Source organism: Paenibacillus sp. WLX1005, from assembly GCF_046603685.1.
Taxonomy (GTDB): domain Bacteria; phylum Bacillota; class Bacilli; order Paenibacillales; family Paenibacillaceae; genus Saccharibacillus.
Window position 1 is genome coordinate 4,246,946 of record NZ_CP176756.1, and the last position, 16,566, is coordinate 4,263,511.

The window sequence follows — 16,566 nt, forward strand, 5'->3', positions numbered from 1 at the left end:
TGTATTATGGTGTTGCTTTCGTGAAAATATTTCGTTGATTATCATAACTTGTGCACGTAGGAAAGTCAATAAAAAAAGCTGACATCCGCACGATTGGCGCGGTGTCGCAAAGTAGATGTACTATTCAATTTCTTGATGGTATTGAGTCTAGGAAAATTCTTGATTTTTTTACATGTCATGAATTAAAATACAATCATATCAAACGAAAATGAGCTGTTAGAAGAAATGAAATATCTGATTCGTGTGTTATTGTCTCTTGTTTTGTTATTGTCGTTGCTTCCTATCGATTTTACACATGCCACTCCATCTACTGTACAGCAAGATACCTACATAAGCGATTCGCTTTCATTACCACCTACGATAGTTTCACCGGGAAGCCTTCAATCCAATGCTCAATCTTCTTCAACCTTTTATGCTAATGGATATCGGTCAGGAGATGAATTACTCTTTGATTGGAGATATAATCGTCCTGGAGCAAAAATTACGCGTGTAGAGGTTACAGCTACTATTCAATACAAAAAGAATGCGTTTGACCAGAATTGGACAAACATAAAAACAATCTCTTTTGAATATCCAGGAGGACAAGGTTCTTTCGCAGAAAATCAAGTAGAATACCACCCTACTAAAGAAGGAACATATCGTGTTAAACTGACTGGTCTTTTCAGAACTACAACAGGTGGAGAAAGTGCTGGCTGTGTATCCAATACTGTTAACTATTTTTAATTCACTATAATTTTACATACCTGCTCTTGATACAATATCAAGAGCAGGTATATTTATTTGATTTTAAGGAGGATCTATGTGGATATTAAAAAAATCATAAAAGATAGACAACAAGGACGATTGACTATATTAGAACAATTGTACTGGAAATGGTTTGAACCGTCCCAATCACTCATTGGTACTACAAAAGAAATTTATGGAAAAATCCTTACAGATGAGCATCTTGCTGTCGCTTATCTACGCGAAAAAGGACTGATTGACATTGATGTCATTGAGAACCCACCCGATCCAAGAGAAGAAAAATTGGTGTTGACTATTACAGCAATCGGTATTGATTATGTAGAAGATCATATTTTAACATCTTAAATAATCTATTATAATTTTATGACACATGTAAAATTTTTTTCATTATTTCATATTAGTCTATGAAAGGAGTTGTTTTTTATATTAAATCGTAAAGCATTCGTTACGGAACAGAAAAAGCTGAGATGGTTGTTTTTAGAACAATTATACTGGAAATATTTCACAACTAGACTCAATATATCAATGCGTGGTACAAAACAAGAAATTTATGGACAACCTAATAGTGAAATACACCGAGCACTTATGTATTTACAAGATAAAAAGTGGATCGAAATGAACGATACTGCTTTCCCTGAAGACTTTCCAGATGAAATTTCACTTTTCATTACTGCCCTTGGAATAGATATCGTAGAAGATACATTATTAAAACGTGAATAATAAAAAAAACTATTCAAAAAATTACTCGATTAAGAATTCCTTATAAGTTATATATTCATCATTATTTATCGTTTTCAATATATACAAAAAATGAACATCCCTTCTTGATGCTGTGCAATCAAAAGTGGGTGTTCATTTTTGTTATAAATACCCGTGGTGCTAGTTAAAATTAATCTTGAATGACTCCTATTTTCCAAAGTGTATAGGCTAGCAAAAGTCCATCTAAATTTGTTTCGAATCCGGATGGACTCTTCGAACGAATCGAAGAAAGAGCAAAACGAGTCACTAAAATGGAAAATAAAGTTTCAATTTGTTTGCGTTTTCTTCGCATCCAGCGTGTAAAGGCTGGCGTCCACCGTTGTTTTTTGCTGTTTGAACGAGTGGGTACACAAAGGAGGGTACCAAAGTTTTGTTCCAAATGAACATGTAAAGAGTGACTGAGGTATCCTTTGTCTCCAAGAACGAGGGCAGAATGCGCCTGGCGAAGCAACTCTTCTACCATCTGCACATCGTGAACCGAAGCGGCCGACAAGACGTAACTTTGGACGAAACCGAATGAATCGATTTGCACGTGTAGCTTGAATCCATAGTAATGACTCTGTTTTGAAGCGCAATAACCAACGTCAGCTAGACCTCGAAAGCATCGCGCCCTTGTTAAACGAACCGGGTAGCATAAGGGAAGAGGAAGGCTGTCGATGATCGAATAGGGGCTGCCGAACTCCGGCGAAGAGAGTCGCTTGCGTAACCACTTGAGGGCGAAGCGAAGATCTCGGCATCGCCGATTGTACCGAGAACGTTCGACGACAGAACCTAAATTCCCTTGGATAAAGCGATGCCAGGCACGTTCGGAGGTGAATCCTAACGCTTTTCCCAGCAGATGAAGCGTCAGGACATGGGCATCGCTTTGCTGAAGTAGATGATGGTTTTTTCGTGTCAGAAACGGAGCAAAAGCTTGCAATTCCTGCTGAACTTTTTTCAAAATAGCGACAAATTGGCTTTGTACCGAGCATGGTTTTTGTGTACAATAAAGATGTCTTTGCACAGGAATCCACCTTCCAAAATGGGGTTTGGTCACTTTCATTTTGGGCGTTTTTCTGGGCAAAGGCTATTTTTATTTTTCAACTAGCACCACGGGTTATAAATATATCGAAATATGCCTTTAAAACCACTTCAATATTTGTGAAAATATAAACTATTCCCTTTTAATCAAACTGGAAATGGACTTTCATCTAAAGCAGACTATTTCAGCAATCCGAGCTTCTGCGCTGCCTGCTTAAAATCGTCCGGCCAGTGATCCTGCACTACGATCGTTTCCCCTGTCCATGGATGCACAAATTCCAGTTGCTCGCCATGCAATGCCTGACGCGACAATATGCCCGGTTTGCCACCATATAATGTATCGCCAACAAGCGGATGACCAGCATCACTCATATGCACTCGGATCTGGTGAGTACGTCCTGTTTCCAGCGTCAAGCGCACCAGACTAGCAGATGACGCCGCATGGATCAGCTCCACATGCGTGACCGCTGATTGACCACCCGGCGAAACACGGCGGCGCTGCTTATGATGGCGATCCTTACCAATCGGCTCGTCGATCACACGCAGACGTCGATCCACCTTTCCCTGTACTAGCGCGACATAGCGGCGACCGATATCCTTGTCGCGCATCTGCTCATCTAGCAGCATCAAGGCAAATTCATTTTTGGCGTATAAAACAGGCCCTGTCGTATCGTCGTCCAATCGATGCACATGACGTACTGCACAGTGCTGATGGCTATGTTCAAAATAAGCAGCGACTGCACCTGCCAACGTCCGGCGCTGATCCTGTGCATCTGATGGATGAACAGCTACACCGGCAGGCTTGTGCACAACCAGCACGTAATCATCCTCAAACAATACATCTGGGAAATGATGATGATCCGGAGCAAAGCCATACTCGCTATCTGGAAACAGCCGCAATCTGATCATGTCACCATCCACCTTGATCTCGCCGCGTGAGTGCAATCGCCCTAATAATTTGATCGGAAAATGATGCCCAAGCCATTCCATCATCCGACGATGACGCTGCTCTGTCTGCTGCAAATCCAACTCTGTACCGGGCGTCACATCTAACCATTCTCCATTCCGGCTCGCTTCCGGGCGGGCAACCGCAGAAACAGGATGATCCGCTGCACCTGATGTGAGCGGATCAATCATACCGCCAGAATGATCGGCGGTGGAACGTTTATGTTGCAAAAAATCATCCATATATGAGTAGTCCTATTACAAGGACTTCATCACGTCGCGATGTGCGGCGATCGTCTGCTCAATATCTTCATCGCTGTGCACGCCGGAAACGAACATGCCTTCAAATGGCGATGGTGCTACGCTGATGCCCTGATTCAGCATACCGCCAAAATAACGTTTAAATCGATCCATATCGCTGACTTTTGCTGTGTCATAGTTAGTAACCGGGCCTTCGGTCAGGAATGGACAAACCATCGAACCGACGCGATTGATCGTGAGCGGAATACCAGCTTCACGCGCATTGGCTTCAAAGCCCTCCTGCAAGCGTGCAGATACCGTTTCCAGACGATCATATACTTCCGGTGTCAGCAGGCTCAACGTGGTATATCCCGCCGCCATTGCCAACGGATTGCCGCTCAGCGTACCTGCTTGATAAATCGGACCAGTTGGCGCGATCTGTTCCATAATCTCGCGTTTGCCACCATAAGCGCCGACTGGCAAACCGCCGCCAATTACTTTTCCGAGACAGGTCAGATCAGGCGTGACACCGAAGCGTCCTTGCGCACTGTTCATATGCACACGGAAACCAGTCATCACCTCGTCGAAAATAAGCAATGCGCCGTATTGAGTCGTCACATCACGCAGCCCTTGCAAAAAGCCTTCCTGCGGTGGTACAACGCCCATATTGCCTGCAACAGGCTCTACAATAATACACGCAATATCTTCGCCAAAGCGCTCAAATGCCAGTTTCACCGCGTCCAGATCATTGTACGGAACAGTGATCGTATTAGAAGCGATAGACTCGGGTACACCGGGACTGTCCGGCAAACCGAGTGTCGCTACACCCGAACCAGCTTTGATCAGCAGACTGTCGCCATGACCATGATAAGAACCTTCGAATTTCAAAATTTTATTGCGTTTTGTATAGCCGCGCGCCAGACGAATCGCACTCATCGTCGCCTCTGTACCAGAATTGACCATGCGTACAATGTCGATTGAAGGGACGCGCTCTACAACCAGCTTCGCCATCTTCGTCTCAATCTCAGTCGGCGCGCCAAAGCTAGTACCTTTGATCGCCGTTTCGTGTAACGCTTGAATGACCTTCGGATGGGCATGTCCCATAATGAGCGGACCCCACGAACCAACATAGTCGATGAATGAATTGCCATCGATATCATACAGACGCGAACCTTCGCCGCGCTCAGCATAGACCGGAGTCAGACCGACCGTTTTAAATGCACGTACCGGGCTGTTCACACCACCCGGAATATACTGCTTAGCTTCCTCAAATGCTTCACGAGAACGCTCATCACGACGTACAGAATTGGTTTGATTCATTGATCAAGCACCTCCATAACATGGTTTACACACAAATGCACCTGTTTACACGTTTTCTATTCATCTTTCCATTGAACTTATGCCCAGTCCTCGCGCAACCAGCGTACAACGTCTTTGGAAAAATAAGTGATAATCATATCGGCACCGGCACGTTTGAAGCCTAGCATCATCTCAGTTACGATACCACGCTCATCGATCCAGCCTTGCTGAGCAGCGGCTTTGACCATGGCGTATTCTCCGCTTACGTTATAAGCGACCAGCGGTAGATCGAAGTTCTCACGGACAGCGCGCAGTACGTCCATATACGCCAGTGACGGTTTTACCATCAGCATATCAGCACCTTCCTGTACGTCGCTTTCTGCTTCGCGCAGTGCTTCACGTACATTGGCAGGGTCCATTTGATACGATTTACGGTCGCCGAATTGCGGTGCCGATTGTGCAGCTTCGCGGAATGGACCATAAAATGCCGACGCGTATTTGACGGCATACGACATAATCGGAATATCGTGGAAGCCTGCTTCATCCAGCGCTTCACGAATCGCATACACAAAGCCGTCCATCATGTTGGACGGTGCGATAATGTCTGCACCCGCTTGCGCCTGTGATACGGCGGTTTGTGCCAGCAGTGCCAGCGATTCATCGTTGTCTACATCGGCATGAACATGTCCATCATGCTCATGCGTATGCACAACACCGCAATGCCCATGATCGGTAAATTCGCACAGACACGTATCGGCGATCACGACCAGCTGTGGATGCTGCTGTTTGATCATACGAATCGCCTGTTGCACAATGCCTTGATCAGAATACGCGCCCGTACCTGTGCTGTCTTTGGCTTCTGCTTCTGGCACACCGAACACGATGACGGATGGAATACCCAGATCAACGATCTCCTGTACCTCTTCGCCAAGACGATCCAACGAGAAGTTAAATACACCCGGCATTGAGGAGATTTCCTGTTTTACATCCGTACCGTAGGTTACGAATACCGGTTGGATAAAATCGTTTTTGTGCAGCTGTGTTTCGCGTACCATACCGCGGATGGCAGGCGTTTTACGTAAACGACGGTGACGTGTAAATGGTTGACTCATAACTATATTTCCTCCTATACATTCATTTTATATGGTTGCTCATGCTCTGTTTTATCATATCCTGTGCGTGATCTGTGTCCGTATTCAACCGCTCAAACATACAAAGCCGACCTGCTAATGCAATGGTCGGCATATGATCATGTCGATCAACGGGGACAATGCTGAATATAAGTTTCTGACATCCATAACATAGAATGCGGTGATACCGTCATGCAATATGCTATCTTCTTATGATTGCGCAGGCAATTCCGATCCATTCCATTGGCATAGCACTTCCAGCAGTCCATTGATCGTTGACGACTCTGCCAGCAGATCAACTTGCAATCCAGCCTGCTCTGCTGTTTTTGCTGTTTGTGGACCGATGCAGGCAATGGTGCTGTGAGCCAAGGATGCTACCGGGTCTTCGATCCCCATCTTGCGCAGCGCTGTCAGCAGATTGGTCACTGTGGATGAGCTGGTAAAAGTCACAGCATGAATTGCCTGTTCTTCCAGCAGCTTTTTCAATTCCAGATCTTCTTCGGCTGCCAGCACGGTTTCGTACGTATCTACTTCCGTGACATCCAGCTTCATCCCGCGCAGCGTTTCCGGCAACCATGCGCGTGCCAGATCGCCGCGCGGCAGTAGCACCTGTTGTCCCGGCTGCAATTGTGCTGCCAGACTATCCAGCATCCCTTCCGCATGAAACTTCTCTGGCAACGATGTCACGTGAATGCCGCGACTACGCAGCGCCTCGCGGGTAGCCGGTCCGACGGCGACGATCCGGGCACGATGCAAAGCGCGAATATCCTGCTCTTGCTGCTCCAGATGTCGGAAGAAATACTCTACCCCGTTTACACTCGTAAAAAATACCCAATCGTACTGCTCCAGCTGTGCAAACACATTGGCAATATGTGTCTGCGTCTCGGTTCCAGTCGGCATCACCGTCTCAATGACCGGGTATTCATACGGCTCGCCGCCCAGCTCATCAATTCGATCAACTAGCTCGCTCGCCTGACTGCGCGCACGAGTGACCAGAATACGTTTGCCGAACAACGGCAGCTGCTCCGCCCATTGCAATTGTTCACGCAAATTGACCACTTCGCCAACAACGATAACGGCTGGCGGTTTAAAATTAGCTTCGGCCACTTTGGCAGCAATATCTTGTAGTGTACCCGTCAACGTCTCCTGCTCTGCACGCGTGCCCCAACGCACGAGTGCTACCGGTGTATCTTGCGGACGACCATACCGAATCAACTGTTCACTAATATAACCGATTTTGGCAACACCCATCATAAAGACGAGCGTACCGGTTGCATTGGTTACTTTGTCCCAATGAATACTGTGATCCAGCTTGTCAGGGCTTTCGTGACCCGTGATGATGGATACCGACGACGCCCAGTCCCGGTGTGTAACCGGAATACCGGCATACGCAGGCACAGCAATGGACGAGCTGATGCCCGGCACAATTTCGTATGCAATGCCATTGCGTCGCAGTAGATCGGCTTCTTCAGCAACCCGTCCGAAAATAGTCGGATCGCCGCCCTTTAGTCGCACGACCGTTTTGCCTTGTAGCGCCAGATCGACGAGCAGCTGATTAATCTCCTCCTGCTTCATCGTGTGACGATCAGGCAGCTTGCCTACATAGATTTTCTCCGCTCCCGGCTTCGCTTGCTTGAGCAAACGAGGACTTGCCAGCCGGTCGTACACGATCGCATCAGCCAGCCCGATGCATTCCCAACCGCGCAGTGTAATCAGTTTTAAAGCCCCCGGACCTGCGCCTACCAAATACACTTTACCGGTCATGATGTCATCCCCTAACGTCCGCCAGAATTTGATCCGCTCCCTGACGTTTCAGCTTGTCGGCGACTTCAATACCGAGCTGTACCGGATCAGTACCCTGCAACGTTTCTTTGAGCATAATATCTCCGTCCGGTGAAGCGACCATACCAGTCAGTTGAATTACATGCTCCTGCTCCGAATGGTCAGGATGCAGACGCACAGCGTACGCACCAATCGGCACCTGACAACCGCCATTCAGTTCCGCTAGAAATGTGCGTTCTGCCGTTACCGTTAGTGCCGTCAGATCATCATTGTACAGCGATAGCAGACCAAGCAGTTCGATATCATCGGCACGACATTCTACACCCAGCGCACCTTGTCCAACAGCAGGTAAACACAACTCCGCAGGCAAGTAAGCGCTAATACGATCACTCCAGCCCATACGCTCCAGTCCAGCAGCAGCAAGCATAATCGCGTCAAAGCCTTCCGTTTCCAGCTTACGCAGACGCGAGTCGATATTGCCGCGAATCGATTCAATGTTAAGATCTGGACGGTATGCTTTGAGCTGACTTGCCCGGCGTAAACTGCTTGTACCCAGCTTGGCTCCTTGTGGCAAGTCTTCCAGACCGCTACCATCGCGGGTAATCAGACAGTCACGCGGATCGACACGTTTCGGAATCGCTCCGTTCACCAATCCTTCGGGCAATACGGATGGCATATCCTTCATGCTGTGTACCGCCATATCAATCTCGCCGTTGATTAACGCCTGCTCGATTTCCTTGACGAACAGCCCTTTACCACCGACCTTGGACAATGTGACATCCAGAATCTGATCGCCTTTGGTGACGATCTTTTGCACTTCAAATTCCACTTCCATGCCCTGCTCGGCAGCAAGTGCTTGTAGCGCGTCGATAACATGCCCCGTCTGGGTCAATGCCAGCGCACTCTGTCTGCTTCCCACGATTATTTTGCGCATTACATAACCTCTCCCCGATTGTGTCTAATCCATTGCTTCGTCTGCTCATCATCCCACCATACAAATTGCTTATGTCGGATTTGAGCCAAAATATCCAGTGCTGACGCTCGTTCCAGCAGTAATTTACGCTCAGCAGCATCATTTACTTCCGCTTGAATACGGTGACGCAAATAATGCAAAAAAGCGATATACGTTTCATATTCCTGTCCAAAATGTGCTTCCAGCTCCTGCACAATCCGACGACTGACAGCCGGACCTGCACCAGACGTAGAGATGGACGCAACCAATCCCCCGCGCCGGATTACCGCCGGGTTGATAAAGTTGCCTTCTTGCTGCCGATGCGCCACATTCACGGGAATACTACATCGTTTCGCCGCTTGTGCAACCTGTTCATTGACATGTTGCTGTGACGATGCGGCATGGATCAGCCAATACCGCTGCGCTTCCACATCGCCATCCGTATACCCTCTGGCGTGCCAGATCAGACGTCGTTCCTCCGCCAACTGCTGCAAACCAACCGTCACTTCCGGGCTGATCAGCGTAATTTGTGCGCCAGCTTCTAGCAAATGCAGTATTTTGCGTTCTGCTACCGTTCCACCGCCTATAACAAGCACCTGCTGACCACGGCAATCGAGCAATACTGGCAAATACGGTACAGGCTCCTGTCTCTCCCTCATACGCCTACCCACTGGTGAAATGCCGACCATGCGTTAGCGGCAAAATTCAAAATAAACACGATATATCCAGCAATCGCCCAACGTGCCAGCACGACCGCTGAATAATTACGCATTTTACGAGTAGCAAAATAAGTCACATACACGCACAACGCCAGCAATGTGACGATCACTTTCAGATCCAGCAGCAGAATATAACGCCCTTCCGCAAAAATGGACATCAGCGCCACAATCAGCGATACGATCAATAGTGGCGTACCGATCAACATTGATGTGTACGTATACTTCTCCATACTTTCCAAGCTGGGCAAACGGCGCACCGTATTGTCCCATTTTTTCAATTTCAATTTGCGATGCAAGAACAGATACATTACTGCAAACACCGCTGATACTGTGTAAAAGGCAAAGCTCAAATTCGCTAGCACCACATGCAGAATCAGCAGCCCATGCACGGTATCCCAACCGGTCGGCAATGCGCCTTCCCCCGGCGAATGCAATCGATTCTGCACCATCGCGCAGAACCCAACGACATTCAGCAGCAATACGGCATAGTCTGTCTTCAATACCCGTTCAATAAAAAAGGAAATCAAGATAAGAATGAATGTCAGGAAAAAGAAAAAGTCATACGTTGAAAATAGCGGCAACGTCTTCTCTTCCACTGTACGAATCGTAATGCTGACCATCTGAATGACAAACACCATAACAAGAAACCCTGTGCCTATCCGCTTCGCCCTCGGATTGCGACGTATGCAATCCGAGAAATAAAACAGAAGGCTCAGGGCGTATAGATAGATAATAATATCGTATAACAGGTTGAACAGTGTCAACACAAATCACCTGCCTATAAGGTAGCGGAAGCAAAATAAGCCAGACTTCCTTCCACCACGGGTGGATGGGAAGCAATTGCTGTACGCTGTGTCGGTGCTTCTTTACGTTCATTCACCGGCTCAGCAGGCGCTTCGATATCATCTTCCAGCGCGAACAGGCGGGTAAACAATTCCAGTGTATCGGCACCATTTTTCTCGGCTGCCATTTCTTTGACCCGGTTGATCGGATCATGGTTCATCTGATTGACGATACTTTTGGTGAGACGGCTGATGACCTTACGCTGTCTCTCATCCAGCTCAGGAAGCTTGTTAAACAAACTTTCCAGCGTTTCTTCATGAATGCGTGCACCGCGTTCTTGCAGAGCGCGGATGACCGGCTTCACGCCAAGTGTTTTCAGCCATTGTTGGAAGACGTTAATCTCCTCGGAGATCATACGCTCGATCTTAATCGCTTCGGCACGGCGCATCGCCATATTGCTCTCCACGATCCCTTCCAGATCATCAATATCATACAGAAATACATTACTTAGTTCAGCCACTGCCGGATCAATATCACGTGGTACAGCAATATCAATCATAAACAGCGGACGCGATTTGCGCTGTTTCATACTGTACTCCATCACCTGCGGAGTAAGTACATAGCCCTGCGCCCCGGTAGAACTGATCAGAATGTCCACTTCATGCAGACGATTCAGTCCCTCTTCAATCGTGCAGGCAGTGCCGCTAAATTTATGCGCCAATTCTTGAGCGCGACCAATCGTACGGTTCGCTACAATGACTTCTGCCGCACCATTGGCATACAGATGCTTCACGGTCAGCTCGCTCATTTTGCCTGCACCCAGAATCATGATCGTTTTGTTATGAAAAGCACCAAAAATCCGTTTGCCCAGCTCTACCGCCGCATAACTAACCGAGACCGCGCTTTCGCCGATCATCGTTTCCGCATGTGCGCGTTTGCCAAGCGTTACAGCTTGCTTGAACAACATATTGAACCATGTGCCCGTCGCTTTGTTTTCCTGAGCCAGCTGGAAGGAACGCTTCACCTGACCGAGAATCTGCGTTTCGCCAAGTACCATCGAATCCAATCCGCATGCTACCCGGAACAGATGCTCAATCGCCTGCTCATCTTCATATATATACAAATGTTTCGTAAATTCTTGACGGGAAATACCGAACCATTGCTCCATAAAGCTACGGATATAATGTCCGCACATATGCAGACGATCCAGTACAACATAGATTTCCGTACGGTTGCAAGTTGCTACGATGGTGCCTTCCAATACACTTTGAGTATCTTTCAGCTGCCGGAGAGCTTCCGGTAATATTTCGTCCGCAATGGCAAACCGTTCTCTTACTTCAACCGGTGCTGTGCGGTAGTTGAGTCCGACAACAACTATGTGCATTGCAAGTTCACCTGCCTAGTCTAAAAGTTGTAACCAATATCGTTCATTCTTAACAATACGTTAATTATATCACATCAAATTGACCAAATTCGGCGTTTTTATGAAATGTTTATGAAATCCCCATCCATCTGGACAAATCGTAATACATTTGTCAAATCTTTCACCGACCGTTTCATGCATGAACCATCTGTTCCGTTTTTATATCGGTGTTTTATGGATAAACAGACAGAGCATATCACACAAAAAAGCATTCAGAGAGTCTGTTTAGACGTTACCGAATACTTTTTTATCATTTTAACATATTCAATTCATCATATGCATGTTCATGGTAAAGCTTCATGTGATATTCAGAGTTGCTAGCGGCAATTACATGTATGCGGGTCACGTCAAAGCTACAGATTACGATTCCAATTTGAGTAAGCGTTTCAATTGAAATGCCAGTTCCTTGTCGACCAGCTGAGTGGATGGATGCTCCTCATTTCTGCGATCCAATAGCGTATCAATTAAGCCGCATGTGAGGGCAATATCTGTTTCAACCGTCTGTGCATCGTATAGCTTCTGCAATCGGCGCGAATCGCTCTGATGAGTGTAAATTAACTGCTTATGACCTTGTTCACATTCCAAAATCTGCTCAACGGTGCCGTGTCTGTAAGTGTAGTGCAATGCCAGCTGTCCACGCGTACGCAATACCAGACCTGTACCATGAAACGCGATAAATAATCGCCGGATCAGATTGCTCAGCCGTACGTTGACCAGCTCACACGATAACTCGCATACATAATACCCATCACGCCATGCAAAAGGCAGCTGGACTTCTTCCCCCCAGCGTGTACCAAACCGGAATTCCTGATTGCCGTTATCCAGCACACGAATGTGCAGATGAATATGCGGGTCACTGGCATAGGCAATAAACTGTGAGAGCTGTTCCATCGACAACTGTATGCGCGCCTGTCGGTATTCGGTCACCAGCCGCTGGGTCATAGTCTTCCCCCGATTCCATGAAATGTACCACATGATGCATGGATTTATGCTTTGTTACAAAAATGTTGAGTATATTGCTGCTTATTCATGCTTACCATCATCGTCATTGTCGCTATGCTGAGCATGAAGTACTGCTGGTTGCTGCAATTCATTCTGAGTATCGCTAATTACAGCGTCCTCTGTTTCTTCTTCATCCCATTCGTCTTCCTCTGCTGCAAACGCATGACGCTCGATAATCGCCCACAGTTCATCTTTGCCAAGTCCGGTTTCCGAAGAGAACATTACAAAATCATCTTCCGGCACAAATGCCAGCTCCTGTTTGACGATTTTTACATGCTTCGCCCATTTGCTACGCGGGATTTTGTCAGCTTTGGTTGCAACGACGCAAATATTACAATCGTAATATTTCAGCCATTCGTACATCATAATATCATCTTTGGACGGTGCATGACGCAGGTCGATGACGAGCAGCACCAGCTTGAGCGGATCGCGCTCCAGCAAGTAACGCTCGATCATTTTGCCCCATGCTTCGCGCTGGGATTTGGATACTTTCGCATATCCATAACCCGGAAAATCGACGAAATACAGTATTTCGTTAATTTTATAATAATTCAAATGCTGGGTTTTACCCGGTGTCGCACTTGTACGCGCCAGATTTTTGCGGTTGATCAACCGGTTCGTCATCGACGATTTGCCGACATTGGAGCGTCCGGCAAGTGCAATTTCTGGCAAGCCATCTTCCGGGTATTGATCTGGCTTCACAGCACTAATAATAAATTCAGCCTGATTTACTTTCATTTCGTATACATTCCCTTCTTATTTCAAACGGTCGTCGCAGACGCTTCCCTACATCCATCTGTTTCCACCGTAATCCTGTTGTTCGCTTGTGTATGCCATATAGTTACATCTTCTGTGTCCAATACCGCATGCTATCTTTTCTTAGTGTATATGACACTACAACTATATGCTTCTCTTACCGTTAGTTGTCGTTGAATCAACAGCTTGTCGCACGTATCTATCTCAGTCCAATATGATCGTTGACATGATAAAGGATAGTCATCTGAACATAGTTCATGACTTGTGAACCTCACCTAGTATATCATCTTTTGCAGACACCATGTGGAATTATACAAAGGAAAATGTAGCCACCGTCATAGATACAAAAACAGCATCGCCTACCGCAGAACGGTAAACGATGCTGTCGATACTCTTATAATGCTGTTGGTGCTGATGGATCTGCGATCAATGCGTGTTCTAACACCTGATCCATATGAGCGACCGGTACAAAGGTCAGCTCATTTTTGATACTTTCAGGAATATCTTTCAGATCGCGCTCATTGTCATGCGGCAACAAAATTTTCTTGTATCCGGCACGATGGGCAGCGAGTGTCTTTTCCTTTAAGCCGCCGATTGGCAGCACGCGTCCGCGTAATGTAATCTCGCCAGTCATTGCCACTTCCTTGGAAACATGACGTCCAGTGAGAGCAGAGATCAGCGCGGTTGCAATCGTGATGCCCGCCGATGGTCCATCTTTGGGAATCGCACCTTCTGGGATATGAATATGAATATCATTTTTCTCATAAAAGTCGGCGTCGATACCGAGCGCGGTTGCTTTGGAGCGGGTGTAGCTGAATGCCGCCTGCGCGGATTCCTTCATCACATCGCCTAACTTACCGGTCAGCATTAATTTACCACTACCCGGTACGACAGTTACTTCGATGGTCAGCGTTTCACCACCAACTTCAGTCCATGCCAATCCGGTCACACTGCCGATCTGATTTTCTTTTTCCACCAGACCGTAGCGGAACTTCGGCGTACCGAGGTATTCCTTCACATCGTCAGGTGCAATTACGACCTGTGTCTGTTCATCGGCAACGACGGCACGAGCAGCCTTACGACATAATGCAGCAATCTGTTGTTCCAGATTACGCACACCGGATTCACGCGTATATTCACGAATGACGCGCAGCAGCGTATCTTCGCTAACGTTCAGCTGTTCTTCGGTCAAACCATGATCTTCCGTTTGTTTGGGAAGTAGGTATTGTCTGCCGATTTGCAGCTTTTCCAATTCGGTATAGCCGGGAATGTACAGCATTTCCATCCGATCCAGTAATGGACGCGGAATACTCTGCACACTGTTTGCCGTGGTCACAAACATGACGTTCGACAGATCGAATGGCACTTCAACAAAATGATCGCTGAACGTATTGTTCTGCTCTGGATCAAGTACTTCCAGCAGTGCAGCCGACGGATCACCACGGAAATCGGATGCCATTTTGTCGATCTCATCCAGCAGGAATACTGGATTGATGCTACCAGCATTGCGCATGCCTTGAATGATTCGCCCTGGCATTGCGCCGACATACGTACGACGATGACCGCGAATTTCCGCTTCATCGCGTACACCACCCAGTGAAATCCGTACAAATTCACGTCCAAGCGATTTGGCGATGGAGCGTGCCAGAGACGTTTTACCTACGCCCGGTGGACCGACGAGACAGAGAATCGGACCTTTGAGCTTTTTCACTAATTTTTGCACAGCCAGATATTCCAACACACGCTCTTTGGGCTTGTCCAGACCGTAATGATCTTCATTCAAAATCTGCTCTGCATGATGCAGATCCAGATCGTCATCTGTACGTTTATCCCATGGCAAAGCGAGCAGCCAATCCAGATAGTTGCGGATAATGCCGCCTTCTGCCGAGTTGGCAGGCGTTTTCTCCAGACGGTCGATCTCTTTCTCGATCTTTTCCTCGACTTTTTCCGGTACGGTCAAGTCAGCGAGCAATTGACGTAGTTCTTCCGCTTCCCCGGCACGTCCTTCTTTTTCGCCAAGTTCCTTCTGGATCGCTTTCATTTGCTCACGCAGGTAGTATTCACGTTGTGTTTTTTCCATTTGCTTTTTGACGCGCTGGCTAATTTTGCGTTCCAGTTCCAGCACTTCACGTTCATTATGCAAAATATCTAGCAATCGTTCCAGACGCGTACGCACTTCAACCGCTTCCAGAATATGCTGTTTGTCTTTGATTTTGATAACCAGATGGCTAGTAATTACATCTGCCAGACGCCCCGGTTCCTCGATGTCCGATACGGCTGCCATCGTTTCCGGAGTTACCTTTTTGGACAGATTGATATAATGTTCAAATTCGGTTAACACGGTACGCATAAGTGCGAATACTTCAGTGTCATTGTTTTCTTTTTCCGGCAGCTCGCGCGCCAGCACCTCATAGTATTCTTCATTGTCTACATATTCTAGTACTTCGGCACGTTCCAGACCTTCCACCAGCACGCGAATTGTTCCGTTCGGCAGTTTCAGCATCTGTCTAACCTTTGCAATTGTGCCTATTCTAAAAATCTCATCCTCGCTCGGCTCCTCAATGTTCACTTCGGATTGGGAGCATAGCAGGATGAGGTTATCATCGACCATCGCCTTTTCTAAAGCCTTGACGGATTTATCGCGCCCGACATCCAGATGAAGCACCATGCTTGGATAAACGAGCAGTCCTCTCAAAGGCAGTAAAGGAAAACGACGTGCCTTGTTTTTATTGGGTCCCATCGCTTTCGTACCTCCTATATTATGCGTATCGCACTGTCTGTGTGGCTATATGCCTATATCATTCCTATTTTAACAAATATCACATTGAAACACCAATCGTGGGGAAAGCGGATGGGGGTTTTCTTCTGGGGTTACTGAAGGGGATTTGAAAGATTCGGATTTAGATGGGAGCGCTGCGGGAAGGGATTAGGGCACGTCCTCGGGTGGAGCCGCGGGAATCTTTTGGAATGGGGAGAGAATGAAGATTCCCACCCCTCCAAAATCGTCCTTTG

Annotated in this window: 14 protein-coding genes and 1 other annotated feature (1 of these 15 running past the window's edge); of the genes, 2 read left to right on the plus strand and 12 right to left on the minus strand. The window is 47.2% G+C overall.

Features of this window, described 5'->3' with window-relative positions:
* Positions 1–5: a binding site (T-box leader), on the minus strand; it reaches 299 nt to the left of the window's first position.
* A gap of 220 nt (positions 6–225) precedes the next feature.
* Positions 226–723: a hypothetical protein gene (locus ACE3MZ_RS18155; RefSeq protein ID WP_411343520.1), complete on the plus strand. Its 498-nt coding sequence runs from the start codon at positions 226–228 to the stop codon at positions 721–723.
* Positions 724–801: 78 nt separating this feature from the next.
* A complete protein-coding gene (locus ACE3MZ_RS18160; RefSeq protein WP_411343521.1) occupies positions 802–1,089 on the plus strand; it encodes a hypothetical protein in 288 nt (95 codons plus the stop codon).
* A 544-nt stretch (positions 1,090–1,633) separates the two neighbouring features.
* On the opposite strand, the gene ACE3MZ_RS18165 is transcribed toward ACE3MZ_RS18160, so the two are convergent.
* The 12 genes from ACE3MZ_RS18165 to lon all read right to left on the minus strand — a co-directional run bounded on the left by ACE3MZ_RS18165 (position 1,634) and on the right by lon (position 16,294).
* On the minus strand, positions 1,634–2,545 hold the full coding sequence (locus tag ACE3MZ_RS18165) for an IS982 family transposase (protein WP_411343522.1): 912 nt from the start codon (positions 2,543–2,545) through the stop codon (positions 1,634–1,636).
* A gap of 158 nt (positions 2,546–2,703) precedes the next feature.
* The gene (locus ACE3MZ_RS18170; RefSeq protein ID WP_411343523.1) at positions 2,704–3,711 is read right to left on the minus strand and encodes an RluA family pseudouridine synthase; all 1,008 of its coding nucleotides are present in this window, start codon (positions 3,709–3,711) and stop codon (positions 2,704–2,706) included.
* 15 nt (positions 3,712–3,726) lie between these two features.
* Entirely contained in the window at positions 3,727–5,028 is a 1,302-nt protein-coding gene (hemL, locus tag ACE3MZ_RS18175) for a glutamate-1-semialdehyde 2,1-aminomutase (RefSeq protein ID WP_411343524.1), read from the minus strand.
* A gap of 77 nt (positions 5,029–5,105) precedes the next feature.
* Positions 5,106–6,119: a porphobilinogen synthase gene (gene hemB / locus ACE3MZ_RS18180; RefSeq protein WP_411343525.1), complete on the minus strand. Its 1,014-nt coding sequence runs from the start codon at positions 6,117–6,119 to the stop codon at positions 5,106–5,108.
* A gap of 228 nt (positions 6,120–6,347) precedes the next feature.
* The gene (cobA, locus tag ACE3MZ_RS18185) at positions 6,348–7,901 is read right to left on the minus strand and encodes a uroporphyrinogen-III C-methyltransferase (RefSeq protein ID WP_411343526.1); all 1,554 of its coding nucleotides are present in this window, start codon (positions 7,899–7,901) and stop codon (positions 6,348–6,350) included.
* A 4-nt stretch (positions 7,902–7,905) separates the two neighbouring features.
* On the minus strand, positions 7,906–8,853 hold the full coding sequence (gene hemC, locus ACE3MZ_RS18190; protein ID WP_411343527.1) for a hydroxymethylbilane synthase: 948 nt from the start codon (positions 8,851–8,853) through the stop codon (positions 7,906–7,908).
* The gene (locus ACE3MZ_RS18195; RefSeq protein ID WP_411343528.1) at positions 8,853–9,530 is read right to left on the minus strand and encodes a bifunctional precorrin-2 dehydrogenase/sirohydrochlorin ferrochelatase; all 678 of its coding nucleotides are present in this window, start codon (positions 9,528–9,530) and stop codon (positions 8,853–8,855) included. The genes hemC and ACE3MZ_RS18195 overlap by 1 nt, the downstream gene beginning before the upstream one ends.
* Entirely contained in the window at positions 9,527–10,228 is a 702-nt protein-coding gene (gene ccsA, locus ACE3MZ_RS18200; protein ID WP_411343529.1) for a cytochrome c biogenesis protein CcsA, read from the minus strand. Before ccsA ends, ACE3MZ_RS18195 begins: the two co-directional genes overlap by 4 nt.
* Positions 10,229–10,368: 140 nt before the next feature.
* Positions 10,369–11,757 (minus strand): glutamyl-tRNA reductase, encoded by a 1,389-nt coding sequence (hemA, locus tag ACE3MZ_RS18205; RefSeq protein ID WP_411343530.1) that lies wholly within the window; start codon positions 11,755–11,757, stop codon positions 10,369–10,371.
* A 399-nt stretch (positions 11,758–12,156) separates the two neighbouring features.
* Entirely contained in the window at positions 12,157–12,738 is a 582-nt protein-coding gene (locus tag ACE3MZ_RS18210; RefSeq protein WP_411343531.1) for a non-ribosomal peptide synthetase module, read from the minus strand.
* Positions 12,739–12,819: 81 nt separating this feature from the next.
* Entirely contained in the window at positions 12,820–13,536 is a 717-nt protein-coding gene (gene yihA / locus ACE3MZ_RS18215; RefSeq protein ID WP_411343532.1) for a ribosome biogenesis GTP-binding protein YihA/YsxC, read from the minus strand.
* A gap of 412 nt (positions 13,537–13,948) precedes the next feature.
* Positions 13,949–16,294: an endopeptidase La gene (gene lon / locus ACE3MZ_RS18220; protein WP_411343533.1), complete on the minus strand. Its 2,346-nt coding sequence runs from the start codon at positions 16,292–16,294 to the stop codon at positions 13,949–13,951.
* Positions 16,295–16,566 lie beyond the last annotated feature (272 nt).